This is a genomic window from Gillisella vitis (genome assembly GCF_021559775.1).
Lineage (GTDB): Bacteria > Pseudomonadota > Alphaproteobacteria > Rhizobiales > Rhizobiaceae > Allorhizobium > Allorhizobium ampelinum.
In genome coordinates, this window is sequence record NZ_CP056048.1 from 359,846 (window position 1) to 379,381 (window position 19,536).

At 58.0% G+C, this 19,536-nt stretch carries 16 protein-coding genes; 9 read left to right on the forward strand and 7 right to left on the reverse strand.

Annotated elements, in window-relative coordinates:
* Positions 1-16 precede the first annotated feature (16 nt).
* Both AVCG78_RS18825 and AVCG78_RS18830 read left to right on the forward strand, forming a co-directional pair.
* The gene (locus AVCG78_RS18825) at positions 17-1,801 is read left to right on the forward strand and encodes a gamma-glutamyltransferase family protein (protein ID WP_071206816.1); all 1,785 of its coding nucleotides are present in this window, start codon (positions 17-19) and stop codon (positions 1,799-1,801) included.
* Positions 1,802-1,844: 43 nt separating this feature from the next.
* A complete protein-coding gene (locus AVCG78_RS18830; RefSeq protein ID WP_071206815.1) occupies positions 1,845-3,680 on the forward strand; it encodes an ABC transporter ATP-binding protein in 1,836 nt (611 codons plus the stop codon).
* A 27-nt stretch (positions 3,681-3,707) separates the two neighbouring features.
* Here AVCG78_RS18830 and AVCG78_RS18835 read toward each other — a convergent pair whose 3' ends face one another.
* Genes AVCG78_RS18835 through AVCG78_RS18850 form a run of 4 tightly spaced genes read right to left on the reverse strand, consistent with a single transcriptional unit; the run spans position 3,708 to position 6,565 of the window.
* A complete protein-coding gene (locus tag AVCG78_RS18835; protein WP_071206814.1) occupies positions 3,708-4,862 on the reverse strand; it encodes a glutathionylspermidine synthase family protein in 1,155 nt (384 codons plus the stop codon).
* 1 nt (position 4,863) lies between these two features.
* Positions 4,864-5,466, reverse strand: a complete 603-nt coding sequence (locus AVCG78_RS18840; RefSeq protein ID WP_071584479.1) for a DUF1190 domain-containing protein — start codon at positions 5,464-5,466, stop codon at positions 4,864-4,866.
* Between the two features lie 10 nt (positions 5,467-5,476).
* Positions 5,477-5,878, reverse strand: a complete 402-nt coding sequence (locus AVCG78_RS18845) for a DUF350 domain-containing protein (RefSeq protein WP_071206812.1) — start codon at positions 5,876-5,878, stop codon at positions 5,477-5,479.
* A 27-nt stretch (positions 5,879-5,905) separates the two neighbouring features.
* On the reverse strand, positions 5,906-6,565 hold the full coding sequence (locus AVCG78_RS18850; RefSeq protein WP_071206811.1) for a YjfK family protein: 660 nt from the start codon (positions 6,563-6,565) through the stop codon (positions 5,906-5,908).
* A 279-nt stretch (positions 6,566-6,844) separates the two neighbouring features.
* On the opposite strand from AVCG78_RS18850, the gene AVCG78_RS18855 reads away from it, so the two are divergent.
* Both AVCG78_RS18855 and AVCG78_RS18860 read left to right on the forward strand, forming a co-directional pair.
* The gene (locus AVCG78_RS18855) at positions 6,845-7,291 is read left to right on the forward strand and encodes a YjfI family protein (RefSeq protein ID WP_071206810.1); all 447 of its coding nucleotides are present in this window, start codon (positions 6,845-6,847) and stop codon (positions 7,289-7,291) included.
* Positions 7,288-8,025: a PspA/IM30 family protein gene (locus AVCG78_RS18860; protein ID WP_071206809.1), complete on the forward strand. Its 738-nt coding sequence runs from the start codon at positions 7,288-7,290 to the stop codon at positions 8,023-8,025. The genes AVCG78_RS18855 and AVCG78_RS18860 overlap by 4 nt, the downstream gene beginning before the upstream one ends.
* A gap of 91 nt (positions 8,026-8,116) precedes the next feature.
* On the opposite strand, the gene AVCG78_RS18865 is transcribed toward AVCG78_RS18860, so the two are convergent.
* The 3 genes from AVCG78_RS18865 to AVCG78_RS18875 form a co-directional block, all read right to left on the reverse strand.
* Positions 8,117-9,463 carry an SLC13 family permease gene (locus AVCG78_RS18865; protein ID WP_071206808.1) on the reverse strand — a complete coding sequence of 449 codons (1,347 nt, stop codon included), beginning with the start codon at positions 9,461-9,463 and terminating at the stop codon, positions 8,117-8,119.
* 128 nt (positions 9,464-9,591) lie between these two features.
* Entirely contained in the window at positions 9,592-11,106 is a 1,515-nt protein-coding gene (locus tag AVCG78_RS18870) for a malonate--CoA ligase (protein WP_071584478.1), read from the reverse strand.
* 97 nt (positions 11,107-11,203) lie between these two features.
* Entirely contained in the window at positions 11,204-12,601 is a 1,398-nt protein-coding gene (locus tag AVCG78_RS18875; protein ID WP_071206806.1) for a malonyl-CoA decarboxylase, read from the reverse strand.
* Positions 12,602-12,769: 168 nt separating this feature from the next.
* Here AVCG78_RS18875 and AVCG78_RS18880 point away from each other — a divergent pair, with 168 nt between their 5' ends.
* The 5 genes from AVCG78_RS18880 to nikE all read left to right on the forward strand — a co-directional run bounded on the left by AVCG78_RS18880 (position 12,770) and on the right by nikE (position 19,535).
* Positions 12,770-13,420, forward strand: a complete 651-nt coding sequence (locus tag AVCG78_RS18880; RefSeq protein WP_071207244.1) for a GntR family transcriptional regulator — start codon at positions 12,770-12,772, stop codon at positions 13,418-13,420.
* A gap of 74 nt (positions 13,421-13,494) precedes the next feature.
* Positions 13,495-15,810 carry a helix-turn-helix transcriptional regulator gene (locus AVCG78_RS18885; RefSeq protein WP_071584477.1) on the forward strand — a complete coding sequence of 772 codons (2,316 nt, stop codon included), beginning with the start codon at positions 13,495-13,497 and terminating at the stop codon, positions 15,808-15,810.
* Positions 15,811-15,979: 169 nt separating this feature from the next.
* Positions 15,980-17,008: an ABC transporter permease gene (locus AVCG78_RS18890; protein ID WP_071206804.1), complete on the forward strand. Its 1,029-nt coding sequence runs from the start codon at positions 15,980-15,982 to the stop codon at positions 17,006-17,008.
* Positions 17,005-17,865, forward strand: a complete 861-nt coding sequence (locus AVCG78_RS18895; protein WP_071206803.1) for an ABC transporter permease — start codon at positions 17,005-17,007, stop codon at positions 17,863-17,865. Before AVCG78_RS18890 ends, AVCG78_RS18895 begins: the two co-directional genes overlap by 4 nt.
* Before the next feature lie 2 nt (positions 17,866-17,867).
* On the forward strand, positions 17,868-19,535 hold the full coding sequence (nikE, locus tag AVCG78_RS18900) for a nickel ABC transporter ATP-binding protein NikE (RefSeq protein WP_071206802.1): 1,668 nt from the start codon (positions 17,868-17,870) through the stop codon (positions 19,533-19,535).
* Position 19,536 lies beyond the last annotated feature (1 nt).

Here is a 19,536-nt window from a genome sequence, read left to right on the forward strand (position 1 = left end):
TTCTGGGATATATGCTATGACTGACTTTACCACCCGGCCTGAAATTCTCGGCACCTTTGGCGTTGTTACCTCCACCCACTGGATTGCCTCTGCCGTCGGCATGGCCGTACTGGAAAAGGGCGGCAACGCCTTCGATGCTGCCGTCGCCACCGGCTTCGTGCTGCAAGTTGTCGAGCCGCATCTGTGTGGTCCGGGCGGCGATATGCCAGCCGTGATCTACTCAAAAAAGAAGGACAAGGTTGAGGTCATCTGCGCCCAGGGACCTGCACCGGCGGGTGCCACCATCGAGCACTACACGGCGGAAGGGCTGGATCTCATTCCCGGCGATGGCCTGCTGGCAACCGTTATTCCCGGCGCCTTCGACGGCTGGATGCTGATGCTGCGCGATTACGGCACGATGAGCGTGCGTGACGTGCTGGAACCAGCCATTTATTATGCCGAAAAAGGCCATCCGGTTCTGGCCAGAGTTTCGGCCACCATCAAAGGACTTGGCAGTTTCTTCGAACAGCATTGGCCAACCTCGCACCAGACCTGGTTGCCGGGCGGCTTCGCCCCGGAGCCGAATAGCCTGTTTACCAATCCGGTTCTGGCCGAGACCTGGAAGCGGATCATTGCTGAAGCCGAGGCCAAATCCGGTCGCGAGGCGCAGATTGAAGCAGCGCGCGACGCCTTCTACCGTGGTTTTGTCGCTGAACAGATCGATCGCTATGTCCAGTCCACGGCAGTGATGGATGCAAGTGGCGCGTGCCACAAAGGCGTGCTGACGGCGGACGACATGGCCAATTGGTCTGCGACGATAGAAGAGCCGCAAACCTTTGATTATCATGGCTGGACCGTGGCCAAGACCGGACCATGGGGGCAGGGACCGGTGCTGTTGCAGGCCCTGTCCCTCCTGAAAGGCTTCGATATTGCGGCCATGGCCTCGGACGGCCCCGATTTTGTTCACACCGTCACCGAGGCCATGAAGCTGGCCTATGCCGACCGCGAGATTTATTATGGCGATCCGGCCTTCGCCACCGTGCCGATGCAGCATTTGCTGAGCGAGGCCTATGCCGCTGAGCGACGCACATTGATCGGCGAGACGGCGTCTTTCGATCTGGTGCCGGGCCGGGTTGCCGGCTTTGAAGATCAATATACCCGCACCATGGAGATGTTGGGTGCCACGTCGAAAACCGGGGCGGTGTTTGAGCCGACCATGGCGCATTTGAGCGAAAAACGCGGCGACACCGTGCATATCGATGTGATCGACCGCGACGGCAATATGGTCTCCGTCACGCCATCCGGTGGCTGGCTGCAATCCTCGCCGATTGTGCCGGGACTGGGCTTCTGCCTTAACTCACGGGCGCAGATGTTCTGGCTCAAACCCGGACTGCCCACCTCACTGCAACCGGGCAAGCGCCCGCGCACCACCCTGACGCCATCGATCGCGCTGTATGAAGGCCGTCCCACCCTGTCGTTTGGCACGCCGGGCGGCGACCAGCAGGATCAATGGCAGCTGTCGTTCTTCCTGCGCTATGTTCATCATGGCTTCAATCTTCAGGCGGCTATCGATCAGCCGCTGTTCCACACCTCGCATTTCCCCGGCTCGTTTTATCCGCGCACCCGTGAGCCGGGCAGCCTGATGGTGGAGAAGAATTTTCCGGAAGCGACGATTGCCGAACTGGCCAGACGCGGCCATGCCCTGACCGTTGCCGAACCATGGTCTATCGGCCGGTTGACCGCAGCGCGGCGCGATGCCGATGGACTGTTGCGGGCGGCGGCCACGCCAAGGCTGATGCAGGCCTATGCGGTTGGACGATAAGTCACGCCTGGGGCTAAGACCCGATCACCAACGAGGACCTGTCATGAGCGCGCAAACACCTGCACCGATCTTGTCCGTAGAGGGGCTGAACACCGCTTTTCTGGTGGATGGACGCTGGAAAACCGTGGTCCGCGATGTGTCATTTGATGTGATGGCGGGTGAAACGCTCGCCATTGTCGGGGAGAGTGGATCGGGCAAGAGTGTGACATCGCTATCGATCATGCGGCTGCTGGCTGAACAGAGCAGCCGGACGACCGGGAGGATCATGCTGGAGGGCCGGGATCTGATGGCTTTATCCCGAAAGGCCATGCGCAACGTACGCGGCAGGGACATGGCGATGATCTTTCAGGAGCCGATGACCAGCCTCAATCCGATTTTCACCATCGGCCGGCAGATTTCCGAGGCCTTGATTGCCCATGGTGGTCTTTCCAAAGGCGAAGCGCGGGCGCAGACCATCCACCTGCTGGACAAGGTTCGCATTCCCAATGCCGGGGCGCGGTTTGATGATTATCCGCATCAATTCTCGGGCGGAATGCGCCAGCGGGTGATGATCGCCATGGCGCTGGCGCTGAAACCGAAAATCCTGATCGCTGACGAGCCGACCACGGCCCTTGACGTGACGATCCAGGGCCAAATCCTTGATCTCATCAAGCAATTGCAGGCGGAAGAGGGCATGTCGGTGCTGTTCATCACCCATGACATGGGCGTGGTGGCCGAAATTGCCGACCGCACCATGGTGATGTTTCGCGGTGATGTGGTGGAAACCGGCACGACGGGCGATGTTTTTCACAAGGGCCGGCATCCCTATACCCGCGCTTTGCTCTCTGCTGTTCCACGCCTGGGGGAAATGGGCGATGCCGCCTGGCCACGGCGCTTTCCGGTCGTCGATATGGCGACCGGCGAACGGGTGGAGCCCACAGTCGTCGCTGATACTGTCGAGCGGGGTCTGACACCGGTTCTCCAGGTAAGGGATTTGGTGACGCGTTTCGACATCAAGGGTGGGTTGTTCGGCAGAAAAACCGGCGTGATCCATGCCGTGGAGGATGTCTCCTTCGATCTTTTCCAGGGTGAAACATTATCGCTTGTAGGAGAATCGGGCTGCGGAAAATCGACCACCGGACGTTCCGTCATGCGGTTGATCGATCCACTCAGCGGCTCGGTCCAATTGGATGGCTATGATGTTCTGTCGCTGCGAGGCCCCGATATCAACCGGATGCGCCGCTCCATTCAGATGATTTTTCAAGACCCTTTCGCCAGCCTCAATCCGCGCATGACGGTGGGTGCTTCGGTTGCGGAGCCGATCACCACCCATCGGCTTGCCACGCACCGGCAGGCGCGCGACAAAGCCGCCGACCTGATGGAGCGGGTGGGCCTCAGCGCCGATATGGCCAACCGCTATCCGCACGAGTTTTCCGGCGGGCAGCGCCAACGCATTGCCATTGCCCGGGCGCTGGCGCTGGACCCGAAAGTCATCGTCGCCGATGAAAGCGTCTCGGCGCTTGATGTCTCCATCAAGGCGCAGGTCTGCAATCTGCTGATGGATCTGCAAGCCAGCCTGAAAATCGCTTTTCTGTTCATTTCCCACGACATGGCGGTGGTGGAGCGGGTCAGCCATAGGGTCGCTGTGATGTATCTCGGCGAAATCGTCGAGATCGGCCCGAGAGCTGCGGTGTTCTCCAACCCGCAACATCCCTATACCCGAAAACTGATGAAAGCCGTGCCGGTGCCCGATCCTTCCCGCCGAAATATCCGGCGCGATCTGGACAGCGAAGAGCTGAAAAGCCCGGTGCGCCCGCTCGGATACCAACCGCCCAAAAGACGCTATGAACTGGTCTCCCCGGGCCACATGGTCATGCGGGATGAAGCGAGGGTAGGATAGGATTTCGGACAAATCCGCTGCAAAATTTCAGATGATCACATGCGGCACAAAGCGCGAGAGATTGGCGGTGATGCGGGATCGGTCTTCCCGGATGCCAAGGGCGCAGGCTCTGTCACCGACAATCCAGCTGCCGAGGACTGCAAAGCCCGCCTCGCTCTTAAACAGCGGCGCATAGGCTTGAACAATAAATCCTTCCTCGCCGTAACCACCTGGAGAGACAAGAGATTCCGTGCCATCTTGGAAAAGCGTGACGTTTTCACCTTCGCGCGACAAGAGCGGCTTTCGCACGTAGTCTCCAAGACCTGAGGCGGCTGGATCGTCGGCAAAAAAGCTCGGCAATAGATTGGGGTGATTAGGGTGACGCTGCCACAGCAAGGGTAGCAGCCCCTTGTTAGACAAGATTGATTTCCAGGCGGGTTCGACAAACACATCGCCGGACCGTGCCAATTGCCGGGAAAACGGTTCACGCAGCATGAATTCCCAGGGGTAGAGCTTGAAACACTGGTCGATCACCCGGTCTTGCAGATCCGTAAAGCGCCCTTCTGCATCGATGCCGATATCGCCGATATCGAGAAGCTCGACGCGGTGCCCGGCCTGGAGGGCGCAATCCATCAGATAGACCGTGGTGCCGCGATCTTCCTCATTCTCGGTCATCGCCGCGAAATGGAAAATCGGCTGTTTCGGAAACTGCTCGAATGCCTCCACAAGGCTTTCCTGCAACAGGTTATACTGGTCGGCATCGGCTGGAAGCGCGCCAAGCGCCTGCTGATCGGTGAGCCAATTGAACTGGAAATAGGCGGTCTCAAAGACGGATGTCGGCGTATCGGCGTTATATTCCAGCAGCTTGGCGGGGCCTTCGCCATCATAGGCAAGATCGAAACGCCCATAGAGATGCCGGTCCTGGCGTTGCCAGGATCTGCGGACCACGTCGCGGAGATCGTCTGGAATGGCCAGCCGGTCGAGGACCTCCTCGTTTTCAACGATGTCGCCGATCAGGTCCATGCACATATCGTGCAGTTCCTGGCTTGGTGCCTCTATGCGAGTCTCGATTTCTTCCAGGGAAAACACATAGGCGGCATCGTCCACCCAATAGGGCTCGCCATACATTTCATGAAAACCAAAGCCGACGGCGCGCGCCTTGTCGCGCCAATCGGAACGTTCCGCAATGGTAATGCGCTTCATATCAACCGCCGAAACTGAAGGAGGACCGTCCCCCGAAGCCCTGGCGGCTCACCGTGCGGGTATTGACATTGGCGGGCTTGGAGCCTTGGCTTGACGGAGCAAGGATCGTGTCGCGGCCTTTGTTGATGGTCACGGTCTGGCCGCTGCGGTTGCGATAAATCGGCGTGCCGCCTCCGCCAAAGCTGCCTCCGCCATAGCTGCTGCCTTGCGTCGATTCCCGCCGGTATCGATTATAGTCGCCAATATTGTTAATGGTCGAAGACAGCAGGTAGCCAGCCATGAAGGGCATGAAAAAGCTGCCACTCCCATTGGTCCCATCGGTATTGGATGCTGTCTGCTGCACGCATTGTTTTGCGCCATATTCGGCCTCGCAGGCGGCCATGCCGTCAAAGCGCGGTGCGTTGGCCATATGGGCTTTGACGGCATCCTGGTAGGCCGTCTGACACACTTCCCGATCCATCCCTTGAGAGATGCATTGATCGACGGAGGTGAATGTGCGCTCAGTGGGCGCATCCTCGCCGCAGCCGGAGAGCAACAGGCTGGAGGCGGCGATGGTGCCAAGGGCGAGGATCGGGGGCCTTCGCCCGCTTAAACGTCTGCGCATTCTGGCCTCCTCAATAGGTCATGCAGGCAGCATTGAGAATGCCGATGATCAGCGCTATGCCACCGCCCCAAAGACCTGCGGCAATATCACCGGCGGTGATTTTCTCATGCAGATCCTTCATGGTGAAATTGGCGATAAAAAACGCGAAAATCTGCACGAGAATGCCGACAAATGCCCAGAGAATATAGTCGATCATGCTGACGGAATTGGCCGCCGCCGAGGCAAGCGGCAGGCTGAACCCCATGAGAGCGCCCAGAAATGCCGTGACGGCAGCCAGATTGCCAGCCCGGATCAATTCAACTTCCTTATGGGGCGTCAGCCATGTGTAAATCGCTGCAAAAACGCCATAGGCCGCTATGCCAATGAAGAAATAACCCAGAAAGGCCGGAAGCCCCGCCATATAATGCAGCATGAAATATCCCCTCAGGAAAGGTTTTGGTCAGACGCGACGGACATCGGCGGCACCGATACCATAGCCAATCAGAAATTCGACAGAGCGGCCCGCCTGGGCCTGGGAGGGATCGAGATCACGTTCCACATTGATCAGCAGCATTTCCTGCGTGGACCCAAGGGGCCGGTAATACAGCATGCAGGATTGATGGATCGAGCGTCTGGTCTCGCCATCCTCTACCTCTTCAACGAATTGAACGGTCTCGGCCCGCTCCGGACCTTCGCCCCAGAACCGGTTGAACAGAATGCCATCGGCATCGTAAGTTGAAGCACCAATCATGCCTGATGGTCCTGTCCAGCGGTTCCATTCGCTCTGGCTGACCGGCACGACGCTATCCCAGGGCCGGTAGAAGCTGATATCCTCTATGCCATCGCCCGGCTTGCCGGATGGGGACATCACCTGGATCATCTGGTGATTTTCATCGTAATAGCGCGACAGGACCGATGCTGCATCGAGCCGGACTTCCCCATAAGCGGCAATAATGAAAGCGCCGCTTTGAGGCAGCGGCATGGCCGGTTGAGCCCCCAGCGCATCGGCTTCCAGTGAGAGGAAATCAAGATCGAGCGCACCACCGATCACGGCACCCAGGGGGCCGAGTTCTTTTTGCATCGGCTTTTCGGTCTTGCGTCCGCTGAACCAACCCAACATCAAGCATCTCCTATAAGGCGCAATCGATAGCTGCGGTGAATATGGCATCAAGATTGAAAAGAGCAACCTTGACCATCATTCTATCGTCGTGGAAAACCGGCAGGATTGAGCGGCAAGATGGAGATCGGCCCTTGAAAACAAGGAGAGGGAAAGACCAGCAAGGGCACAGACGTCATCACTTAGCCCCTGTCTTTACGGCGTTTTCCACGCAAACTATTTAGCATAACAGGCTTTTAACTGCCTGCCGGAATACCCAGATAATGCTCAGAATTTCAACCGATGGAGGAATGTTTGGAACCCTGGACTTTGACGAGCTTGACCCGTCTGTTTGCAGCCGATCCCGAGGCGCTGGGCGATGTCGATGTGACCGTTCCCCAGAGCGGCGACGTGATCTGCGTAACGCTAAAGGAAAAGGGAGACATGGATGTCTTCGTCGCCGTGAGCGGCGAACGTGATATTCTCGCCAGCATCGTTTTGGTGCCATGCAATGACGTGCCGAACCGCGCGGATTTCGAGCGCATGGTTCTGAAGACCCATAAATTCGTGCCGCTATCCAGTTTCGGCATTACCATTATTGATGGTGAAGAATGGTATGAGCTGTTCGGTTCACTTTCCACGCGCTCGCGGGCCGAAACGGTGGTCGAGGAAGTGGCCATTCTGGCGGCCAATGCGGTGGATGCGGCGGTGATGATCGACGAATGGAAGAACGGGGAGATGGCGGCATGAGCACCTGGGCAAAGATTTTCACCGCCATTCGCGGCGGCGTCAACGAGGTGGCAGAGGCTGCTGCCGATAGTCAGTCCATGCGTATTCTGGATCAGGAACTTCGGGACGCCGAGCAGTCCTTGCGCCGGGCGCGCTCGGATTTGGCCGGGATCATGGCATCCAACAAAAGCGTCATGCGCCGGCTGGAAGAAGCCCGCGCCAAGGAGCTGAAGGATAGCGACAGCGCGCGCGCCGCCTTCAATGCTGGCCGTATGGACCTTGCCCAAGGCTTGGCGCAGCGCATCGCCACTATCCGTGGCGAAATTCAGCGCGATGAAGAGGAACTGAACCGCCTGCTGCCGCGCCAGCAACAGATGCTGCGCACCATCCAGGACACCGAGGCGCGCATTACCCAGATGAAGCGCGAAGTGGAAAATGTGAAGGCAAATGAATCGCTGCTGCGGGCGCAATCGGCCATTTCACATAGCCAGTCTGGCATTAACACCCGTCTTGGCAGTGCAGTGGAAAGCCTTGAACGGATCAAGAAACGCCAGGAAATCACCGCTGGCCGTATCGAGGCCGGTGCGGAACTGGCGGCGCTGGAAAATGGCAGTGATCTTGATCGCCAACTGCGGGAAGCAGGCATTGGTGGCTCCAGCCAATCGGCGGACGATGTGCTGAAGCAGTTGATGGCCCCCAGCGGGTCCAGTGCCCAGGTTCTTCTGCCTGCGCCCGCTGAGAAGCTTGAGCGCTAGGCAGGACTCCTGCCTTCTGGCAAAGAAACCAAGTCGAGAGAACCCAAAACAATCCGGGTGGAACGCTGATACGTTCCACCCGGTTTTTGCATTAAATAATACCCGGCACGACGAAGACAAGCCAGGCGATGACCGGTCCGATCAGCGCGATCAGTGCGCTGTAGATCAGCATCTGGCGCATGACCTTGTCGCGTTGGTCATCTGGCGCATTGGCAACGACCAGGGCTCCATTGGTTGAGAACGGGCTGGTATCGACAATCGTTGTCGAGATCGCAATGGCCGCCACCACGCCGACAGCGCTGATATGCCCTTGCAGCAGGAAGGGAACGGCGAGCGGGATAATAGCCCCAAGCAAAGCAGTCGATGAAGCGAAGGCCGAGACGATGGCGCCGGTGAAGCACAGCAGCAACGCCACCAGCAGCGGCATGCCAAGGCTGGAGATGCCATGGGCGACGTAATCGATTGTGCCAGCTTTCTCCATCACGCCGACATAGGTGATAATGCCGGAGATCAGCAGCACGGTTGACCAACTGACCTTGTCGATGGCGGCCTTTTGCGTTGTGGGCGAAAGCAGAGCCAGCAGCACCGCAACGGTGATTGCCACCAGACCAACATTGAACTTGAAGACCAGGGCTCCGACGCCAAGCGCGGTAAGGCCAATAAGCGTCGTCACCTTCTCGGTCGTCAGCCGGACCTTTGACTGCGTGTCTGCGGCGGTACCATAGGCATGTTCGCGGAACGGCTTTGCAGGCGTGCCGCCGTGGCCTTTTATAGAGGCCGAGATGCCTTCAGGATGAAGCTCGGGCAGGGGGCCTTTGACAGCAGATCTCTGTTTCAGGATGGAAAGGCCGCCGAAAACGAAGAAGATGAGAACGGCAATTGCCAGATTGAAGAAGAAGCTGGAGAGAAATAGCGAGGTCGGCGCAAAAGGAAGACCTGCCTTGGCGACGATCTGGTTGGTAATGCCGCCATAGATGCTGATCGGCGAGAAGCCGCCAGCCTGTGCGCCGTGAATGACCATCAGCCCCATCAAAACCGGATGGATCCTGTATTGAACGGCAAAGCTGAGTGCCACGGGAGCGAGGATAGCAACGGCTGCTGGCCCAAGGGCGCCAAAGCCGGTGATGATTGCTGCAACGAGGAACATCACCCAGGGTATCCACCCGACACGCCCGCGAACCATCCGGACAGACTTCTCCACAAGCCAGTCGATGGTTCCGTTAATCTGAGCGATAGCAAAGAGATAGGTGACGGCCACCAGTGTGAGGAACAGGTCGGCGGGAAAACCCGCAAAAATGTCGGCGGGCTTCATGCCGATAATCAGCGAGCCCAGGACGAAGGTGCAGCCAAAGGCCAGAACACCCATATTGATTGGCTGGATCGTCGCGATAATGAAGATCGCAACCAACAGCCCTATAGATAGGATTTCAATGTTCATAAGTCCCCTCCCTGCGGCGTGATGAGTGCCGGCAGCGTGTGTATATTCAGATTGGATATCTCTGCACGCGCCCCTCCCAAATGACGCGGCTTAACCTGGGAGCAATTGGAGCGCGCTCCCAGGCTTAATCAGGCTGCCGCGTAAAGATCGGCATATTGCTGGCGCAGAACATTCTTTTGGACCTTGCCCATCGTATTGCGCGGCAGGTCTTCCAGGAAAATAATGCGCTTGGGCTGCTTGTAGCGGGCAAGCCGATCCTGAAGCGCATTGAGAATTGCCTTCTCATCGAGCGAGAAGCCCGGCTTGCAGATGACAATGGCGGTTACGCCCTCGCCAAAATCCGGGTGGGGTACGCCGATAACAGCACTTTCGACGACGCCCTCAAGCTGGTCGATTTCGCTTTCGACTTCCTTGGGGTAGATATTGTATCCGCCTGAGATCACCAGATCCTTGCCGCGCCCAACGATATGGACATAGCCGTTCTCATCGATCTTGCCGAGATCGCCGCTGATGAAGAAGCCGTCCGCGGTGAATTCCGCGGCTGTCTTTTCAGGCATCCGCCAATAGCCCTTGAAGACATTCGGCCCCTTGATTTCGATGGACCCTGTTTCACCCGCTGGCAAAATTGTGCCATTTGCGGGATCGGTGATGCGCACCGTTACGCCCGGCAGCGGCAGGCCGACGGTTCCCGGAACCCGGTCTCCGTCATAGGGATTGGATGTATTCATATTGGTTTCGGTCATGCCATAGCGCTCAAGGATCGCTTTGCCTGTGCGCTTGCCGAATTCGACATGGGTCTCGGCCAGCAGTGGCGCAGAACCGGAGATGAAAAGGCGTATATTGGCCGTAATCTCCCGGTCCAGTTTCTGGCTTTGCAGGAGGCGTACATAAAAGGTCGGAACGCCCATGAGAAGCGTGGCATTCGGCATCAACGACAGCACTTCGTCAGGATCGAATTTTGGCAACAGGATCATTGACGCGCCAGACAGCAGGGTCACATTGGTGGCGACGAACAGCCCGTGCGTATGGAAAATCGGCAGGGCGTGGATCAGCCGGTCATCGCTTGTGACGCGCCAGAACTCGCGCAGGGTCAAGGCATTCGACAGGAGATTGTCATGGGTCAGCATCGCGCCTTTGGAGCGACCGGTCGTTCCCGACGTATAAAGGATGGCGGCGAGATCGTCGGGCGCGCGGGCGACATTGGCGAAATCGGTCGGTTCTATGCGGGCAAGATCGATCAGCGAGCCTGAGCCGTCCGCATTCAGCGTTTCGACATGCGCTCCATAGGGGGCAGCCACTTTTCTGATGGGTTCCAGCGCGGAGGAGGAGACAACCACCAGCTTCGGCTCGGCATCGCCAATGAAATAGTCCAGTTCGGCAAGCGTATAGGCCGTGTTCAGAGGCAGGTAGACCGCGCCGGCGCGAAGGCAGGCCAGGTAGAGGATCAGCGCTTCCGGGCTCTTCTCGATCTGCACGGCAATCCGGTCGCCGGGCTGAATGCCGAGCTTGGCAATAGCGCCAGCAATCTGTCCGGAAAGCGCAATCGCATCGTCATACGTCCAGATCCGTCCGCCATTGATCAGAATGAATGGTGAACTGGGCCGTGCTGCGGCTTTGATGGCATCAAAAAGATGGTTGCTCATATGACTCTACTCCTCCGATCATGGTGATCGCCGTCTGTGCCGTGGACCTTAAATCCGTCCTGGCTCCAAGCAGCGTGCGGGTCTTTCTCCAGTTTGTTTAAGAACCGGACAGGCTCTCCGCTTTTTTGATATCCTTGGTTTTTTCAGGAAGGCCCAGCTCGATTTTTCCCTGCAAGGCTTTAACGGCTGGCGATGCTGCCACTTCTCCGCGCTGTGCCAAGGCCTCATGATTGGTCTCGATGTCCTCCAGCTTGTAGAGGTAGTTGACCATCAGCCCATGCGCCTGCCGCATCGCCTTCACTGACCGGTCGCCCAGAAAGTTGAGCCGCTCCAGCCTGGCGCCATTGCCAAGATGGAAGCGGGCAACGGGATCGACCGGGCGGTTGTCCGGCGTTCTTTCGGTGATGAAATATCGTGCCGCGAGCGGCAGCAGCACGCGCTCCACGACATCCGCTCTGGCCTTATCCTCAGGCCATGTCGGATCATCCAGCAAGGCCAGCGTGTTGCGGTCGTCTTGCGACAGCGGGAAACCGGATTTCGGATCCCTGATCTTCGAAATCCAGCGGGCAAACCCCGGAACTGGCGAGAGCGTGACGAATTCCTTGAGGCCGGGCAGATCCCGCCGCAGGTCTTCCACCACCTGCTTGATGAGAAAGTTTCCGAAGGAAATGCCGCGAAGGCCGTCCTGGCAGTTGGAAATCGAATAGAAGACCGCAGTCGTTGCGGTATCGGCGCCGATATGATCCCGGCTTTCATCAAGCACATCAGCGATGGCGCTTGGTATCGAACGGGTCAGCGCGACTTCGACAAAGACAAGCGGGTCATCGCGCAGGCGCGGATGGAAAAAGGCGAAGCAGCGCCGGTCTGCCGGCGCGAGCCGCCGCCGCAATTCTTCCCACCCTGCAATCTCGTGTACGGCCTCGTATTTGATGATTTTTTCCAGGATATGCGCCGGTGTCGTCCAGTCGATGGGTTGCAGCGTCAGGAAGCCACGGTTGAACCAGGAACTGAAAAGATGGGCGAAATCGGTATCCACAGCGCCAAGATCGGCGCGATCCTCCTTGGTCTCCAGCAGGCGTTCGCGCATGCGGACAAGCTTTTGCGTGCCGTTGGGCGCAAGGTTGAGGCGGCGCAAAAGTTCCTGCCGGCGCGGTTCGGCTGCATTGTGCAGCGCGATGACGGCCATGGGGCTTTTGTCGGTCCGATAGGCGTCTATCGCCTTGTCGAGCGCTGCGGCTTCCGCGCCGAAACGGTCAGACAGCATGTGCAGAAACTGGACGGCCTCTGCGGCATTGAAACGGCTCCAGCGATCCAGGATTTCCGCCGCGATTGCCATGCCCGAGGCTTCGCCGCGACTTGAAAGCAGCATTTCGCACAGGGTTTCGATGTCGGTATCGACGACCCTGTCGCGCGCCTTCGATCCCGAAAACAGCAGCGCGCGACCGCGTTCCGTGACGCCCGAAAGCAGGTCACTGAGAAAAGAGGTTCCGGCCATCCAAAATTCCTCCGATCATCAGGACGGCGCCCCCCCGCGCTGCCCCTTTTATTATCATTGTCTATTCAATATCCACCGCAATATGGTATGTAAGCTGGCCCACAATGTGCACGGTGTCAACAGTCTTGTATACAAGAATGGAAAAATTGCATTATGGAGGCCAGATGCATGTCTGAAAACGCGGGGCGTTGGCTGCGGGACGAAATTGAAAATGCGATTTTGTCTCATGAATTTGCGCCCGGTCTCCGCTTGGATGAGACCTTGCTGGCCAATCGGTTCGGTGTGTCGCGCACACCGGTGCGCGAGGCGCTGATGCAGCTGAACGCCATTGGCCTCATCGAGATCCGTCCGCGCCGTGGGGCCGTCGTTATAGATCCGGGGCCGCACCGTATCTATCAAATGTTCGAGGTCATGGCCGAGCTGGAAGGTCTGGCTGGTTCGCTTGCTGCCCGTCGGCTGGATGAGCAATCCAAAGAGGCCATTCTTGAGGCTCATAAGCGGTGTGAAATCTCCGCGGGCGCTGGCGACAGTGATAGCTATTATTATGACAACGAAGCCTTTCACAAGGCGATCTATGCGGCAAGCCGGAGCGAATTTCTGGAGGAGCAATGTAACCAACTGCATCGCCGTCTGCGACCCTACAGGCGGCTGCAATTGCGGGTGCGCAACCGCCTGCCGACGTCATTTTCCGAACATGGGGCGATTGTCGAGGCGCTTTTTCGAGGCGATATAGAGGAGACAAGACGGTTGCTCGGAATGCATGTGGCCGTTCAGGGTGAAAGGTTCAGCGACCTCGTTGCCAACATGGCTGCCCGGTGATGAGTATGTCATAATGGCGCTTTGGTCTCTTGGGCTGACTGTAAGCGCTGATGTCGAAGCATAATGCGAAATCCATGACCGCACCACTCGATGCGCCGATTGGGCGAAGCGATCTGATCGCGCGCATTGGTGATGACATCCGCCCTGTCATCGTCGTGACTGCGCCCGCAGGCTTCGGCAAAACCTGGCTTCTTCAGGCCTTGATCGCGGCGCTTGGGGCTGATGCCGCCTTATGGACAGTATATGATCGCCCAACCATCTCTCCTGACCTTTCGCGGCTTGAGCAAGGACACCGCTATGCCATTGCCCTGCGCCCCGGCGAGAGCTTGCCTGGGCTGGACCGGCTGCGCCTCTATGGTCAGGTGCTGGATCTTGATGGTGAGGATCTTGTTCTGTCGCAGGGTGGATTGAGCCATCGTGATTGGGACAGATGTGCCGGCTGGCCGGTCCTGTTGTCGCCGGGGATAAAGTGTCAGGATGCGCTAGCTGGACAGAGCCGGCTTTCGACGTTTCTGGCCGAAGACTGTCTGGTGGGCCTGGATGATGCTGATATGTCGGCGCTTCTGGTTTGTGGAGAGAATTGGCCGTCCTGGCTTGCCATGCGGCTGCCACCGCTTGCCCACTCCGCCACCGCAGCCTGCCAAAGGATCAAGAGCGCCTTGCCCGGCGCGCTGGAGCAAGAAATGCTCCGACGTCTTGTCGATCCGTCAAGGGCTGCCGACCCATCCGGGGTTCTGGCGCAGGCTTTACGCTGCAACCCGCGAAATCTGGAGGCGGTGATCCTGCGGTTGCTGGCGTGCAATCAGGGCAAGGATGCACTGTCCCTGTTTTGCAAGGCAGGCGGCTGGTTTCTCTATTATCGGCTGGGCCATGAGGCCTTCTTGCGTGTGGTGACAGGTCTTGAGGCGGGCTGTGATGACCTGCCGGAAGAACTGGCCATCAGTCGCGCCTTTCTGATGATCAAAGCCGGTGATGTGGCATGGGCAATGCAATTTCTGGTCCAGCGCTTCGGGGTGGAAATGCGCAATGTATTGGGCGTTTTCTCGCGCGATAGTACGCTTTCCCTACGTGTCAGGCTGTTTCGTATCACGGTGCTGATCTATGAGGATGTTACGCCGACCGACAGATTGCTGGAGGCACTGTTTGAGATTGGCGGCGAGTTGCCGCTGGACGAGCCGGAGCAGCGCGGATCGTTTTACAATGCCATGCTGGAGTTTTTCCTTCGGCTCCGGCGCTATGAAGAGGCAAATGGCATGGCCGAAAAGGCCATGAAGGCCTATCGGCAGGCGGATTGTCCCATTCTGTGCTTCTATATAGCGCTGCATCAATCGGTGCTCAGCCTTTTGACCTCTGATTTCAACCGGATGGGCCAGTCTTTGCGGCTTGCCGAGGACATGCTGGCAAAAACAGGCTTTGACAGTCCCGGAGATCGTCGCTTTCTTGATCTGCTGACAGCTTGCATGGCCTATGAAAACGGCGAGCCAGCGGTGCTGCTTGGCTTTTTACAGGAAGAGATGGCCGCAATGATTGCGGGCGAGTTATGGCCAAGTCTGGCCGATGTCGCGATCTACTACGGCAGCCACGCCTTAAGTGTCCACATGTCCACCCGCGTCGCTCTTCGCTTTCTCGATGGCTGGAGCGTTTACCAGCCGATGAACCGGCAGTTTCGTCTCTCGCTGGATGTGCGTAAGGCGCAGATCCTGCAAAGCGGCAATTGCTGGGGCGATGCGACCCGTCTGCTTGCGCCGTTGCGGGCCGGGTTTGATCGGGTGTGGATTGAAAGCGCGCAGGAGGCTCTGGCCCGCCTGGCGGGTCGAGACGAGATTACGCTGGCCTTGAGCTGGCTGCGGCAAATCTCCTACGAGCGCCCGGCCTTTCCCCATCTCGACCGCAAGCTTGAGGTGATGCTGACCAACCCGCATCTGCTGGTCAGGCAGGAAATTGCGGTTTCCCTCTGGCTGGCCTTCGTCTTGCGGCAAACGCAGCAAAATTCCAGAGCCCGCACTCTGCTGCGACAGGTGTTTGAACGCTGCGCAAGCCATGGCGGACTGACGGCCCTCTCAGAGGAATGGCTGTTTCTCGATCACCTGCTGCAAGACAAGCGGATAGTTGAATTCGTGATGGCGGCCACCCCGGCGCGGGCTATCCTGCGGCGGCTGGACAAGGGGCGTCACAGCAGTCTTGCGGCGGCCCGAACCCGGCTGACCCAGCAGGAGCTGAAAATCCTGACCATGCTGGCGGAAGGGGCCTCCAACAAGCTGATTGCCCGCAACAGCGGCATTTCAGAGCCCACGGTGAAATTTCATCTGAAAAATGTCTATCGCAAACTTGGCTGCTCCCGGCGTCACGAGGCGATTGCGGCGGCGAGGGCGCTGGGTTGGGTGCGCTAATCTCTCCTCACTGAAATACTTTAGATCTTTGCCTTGCGCCCGCAAAGCGGGGTCCGATCACAGCTGAAACATCTTAAAACCTATCCTTATTTTGTAAAAACCTATCCTTCGCCCACATTGCTCTTGCCAGTCCTTCCAAGCCACCATGGCGCAAAGAGGGAATGGCGGGATGATTTTGCATGTTGTCGAGCAGATCGTGAGGCGGGTGTTTTCCGTGGTCATGGTGCTGTTCGTGCTGTCTTTGATGATTTTTGCGCTGGCCCGCGTGGTACCCGGCGATCCGGCCCGCATGGCGCTGGGGCCGTCGGCATCGCAGGAACAGGTCACGGCGCTTGCCCGTGAAATGGGGCTCGATCAGCCTGTCCTCGTGCAATATGGCCGCTACATCACGAATGCCCTGCAAGGTGATCTTGGCCAATCGCTGTCGTCGCATCGTCCCGTCATTCAGGATGTTGTTGAATTTCTCCCCGCCACGCTGGAGCTTGTGGTGGTGACGGTCATTCTCGATCTGCTGATTGCCATTCCCCTTGGCGTCATCACCGCACGCCATCGCAACACCTGGATCGATAATATCGGACGGCTGTTTTCCATGGTCGGCGTCACGGTTCCGTCCTTTCTATTTGCCATTGGCCTGCAATTGTTTGCGGCGAATTTTCTGCCGGGTTGGCCTCTGTTGGGGCAGGTGAATTTCGATCTTCACGCCCCCGCTGGGCCAACCGGCTTTCTGCTGGTCGATAGCCTGATCCATGGCCGGTTTGATGTGTTCACCGATGCCCTTCAGCATCTGGTTTTTCCCGCATTGGCATTGGCCATGGCCGGCATTGGCCAGATCACCCGCATCATGCGCTCGGCGATGATTGAAAATCAGCGCAAGGACCATGTGTTGACACTGCTGAGTTTTGGCGTGCCGGATTATGTCGTGACCTTTCGCTACCTGCTCAAGCTGTCGTCTGTTGCGCCCCTGACCATCATGGGGCTGGAATTTGCCTCGCTGATTGGCAATGCCTTTGTGGTGGAAATGGTGTTTGGCTGGGGCGGGTTTGCTTCCTACGGTCTCAATGCGATTTTGCAAAAAGACCTGAACGCCCTGATGGCTGTGGTGCTGATTTCCGGCCTGTTTTTCATCCTCGCCAATCTGGTCATCGATCTCGTTGTCAGCCTGATTGATCCGCGTCTGCGTTTTCGGGGAGGCGAATGATGAGCGAACAAGATCTCTCAGCCGGTTACATGAGCTGGTACCGCTTTTCCCGCAATCCTGCCGCCTTGCTCGGCGCTTTGATTGTGCTCTCAGTCATCGTGATGGCCGTTGTTGCGCCGCTGATCACGCCGTTTCCCAGCCATATCGGCTCTGTTGTTGATTTTCGCCACCGCCACAATCCGCCAAACCTCACCAACTGGTTTGGAACCGACAAGGTGGGCCGTGATCTGTTCACCCGCACCATTTTTGGTTTTCGCGTCTCCTTGCTGCTGGTGTTTGGCGTGTTGGGGATTTCTGTTCCCATCGGTGCCGTGCTGGGCCTGTGTGCTGGCTATTTCGGCGGCTGGACCGAGCGGTTGATCACCGGATTTACCAATATCATGCTGGCCATTCCGCCGCTGGTGATGGCGCTGGCGATAGGCAATGTGCTGGAGCCCAATCTGATCAATGCCATGATTGCGATTACGCTTTTATGGTGGACCTGGCATGCGCGGCTTGTCTACCGCGTCACGGTCTCCATTGCCGGTGAGGATTTTATCGAGGCGGCGCGTCTCGCCGGGGCTGGCCCCATCCATATCCTGTTTCGGGAAATTCTGCCCAATTGCATTGCCGTGATTTCGGTGAAGACCACGCTGGATGCAGCCTTTGTCATCTTGTTTGGCGCAACGCTGTCCTTCCTCGGTTTTGGGGTGAAGCCGCCAACGCCAGACCTTGGCTCGATGGTGGCCGATGGCCGTCAGTTTCTGCCAGAAAAATGGTGGGAAGTGCTGGCCCCCGGTGGCGCGATTTTCTACGCCACCCTTGGCTTTAACCTGCTGGGCGATGGCTTGCGCGACATGTTTGATGTGGAGGCATAACCATGGCTGATCCCTTGCTGAGCGTGCAGGATTTGACCGTTGCCTTCTCCGGCTATGGTCGGGTGAACCGGGTGTTGCACGACATCTCTTTCACCATTGAGGCCGGAGAGCGGGTTGCGCTGATTGGCGAAACCGGATCGGGCAAATCCGTGACATCCAAGGCTATTCTGGGCACTTTGCCCAGCAATGCCAAGGTGGAGGCGGGCGCAATTGCCTATCGCGGGCGGCAATTGTTGACGCTTCCATCCGGTGAGCGCAACAAGCTGAAAGGGACTGCCTTTTCCATCATCATGCAGGACCCGCTGTCCTCCTTCAATCCGGTGTTTCGCATTGGTCGGCATCTGGAAGACGTGATGCATTATGCTGATCGCAATCAGGGCATCTATGACACGCCGAAGGGCCGCAAACAGCGGATTTTCGAGGTGTTGCGCAAGGTGCAATTGGGCGATGTTGAGCGGGTGTTCAACGCCTGGCCATTTGAGCTGTCCGGCGGTATGCGCCAACGGGTGCTGATCGCGCTAGCTCTTTTGCATCAACCCGATCTGTTGATTGCCGACGAACCGGGCACGGCGCTGGATGTGACCACGCAGGATGAAATTCTGCGGCTGATTAATCGTCTGGTGACCGAAGAAGGCCTGTCACTGCTGATGATTACCCACAATCTCGGTGTGGTGCGCCAGACGGCAGACCGGGTGATTGTGATGCAGCATGGCCGCATTGTTGAGCAAGGCGCATTGAAATCCGTGTTTCAAGCTCCACAGCAGGCCTATACCCGCGAGCTGATGGCGGCGGTGCCGCCGCTCTATGGCGAAGGGGTGATTGATCAGCCGGTGAGCGACAAGGCTCCGATCATCTCCTTGCGCAATGTGCGCAAGCTCTATGCCAAGCGGGCGCTGTTTGGCCAAAGCCGCGGCCATTTGGCCGTCAACAACATCAATCTTCAGGTCAACGAAGGCGAAATCTTCGGCCTTGCCGGAGAAAGCGGCTCTGGCAAAACCACGCTGGCGCGGATGATGATGAACCTGTTGCAGCCGACCGATGGCGAGATTGTCGTGCGTGGCACGCCCCGAGATGGCGCTTTGCGGCTCAGCCAGATTGTTTATCAGAATCCCGGTACATCGCTGAACCCCAAACGCACCGTTGCGCAGATTCTGGCTGTGCCGCTGGCCCATGTGGGTCTCGACAAGGACGAGCGGAAAGCCCGGATTGTCGAGCTTCTCGACCTCGTGCGCCTGCCTGCCAATTTCGTCTCCAAATATCCGCATGAGCTCTCCGGCGGGCAAAAGCAGCGCGTCGCCATTGCTCGCGCCTTGGCGGCCAATCCGCAGATCATCATTCTGGATGAGCCGACATCGGCGCTGGATGTGTCGGTGCAGAAAACCGTGATTGAGCTGCTGTTGGACCTGCGCGCAAAGCTCGGCCTGACCTATGTGATCATTTCCCATGATCTGTCTTTGATGCGAAATTTCTGCTCGCGCATTGTCATCATGTACAAGGGCGAGATCGTCGAACAGGGCACACCTGCCGAAGTGTTCGCGACAGCCCACCACGCTTACACCCGCGCCCTGATTGCCGCCATTCCGGTTTTGACCGATGCGCAAGAGGCGTTGAAACCCACCATTAGTGAAGAGGAACGAGGCCGCTTTTTGGTGCACGCCACCGGACTGTGAA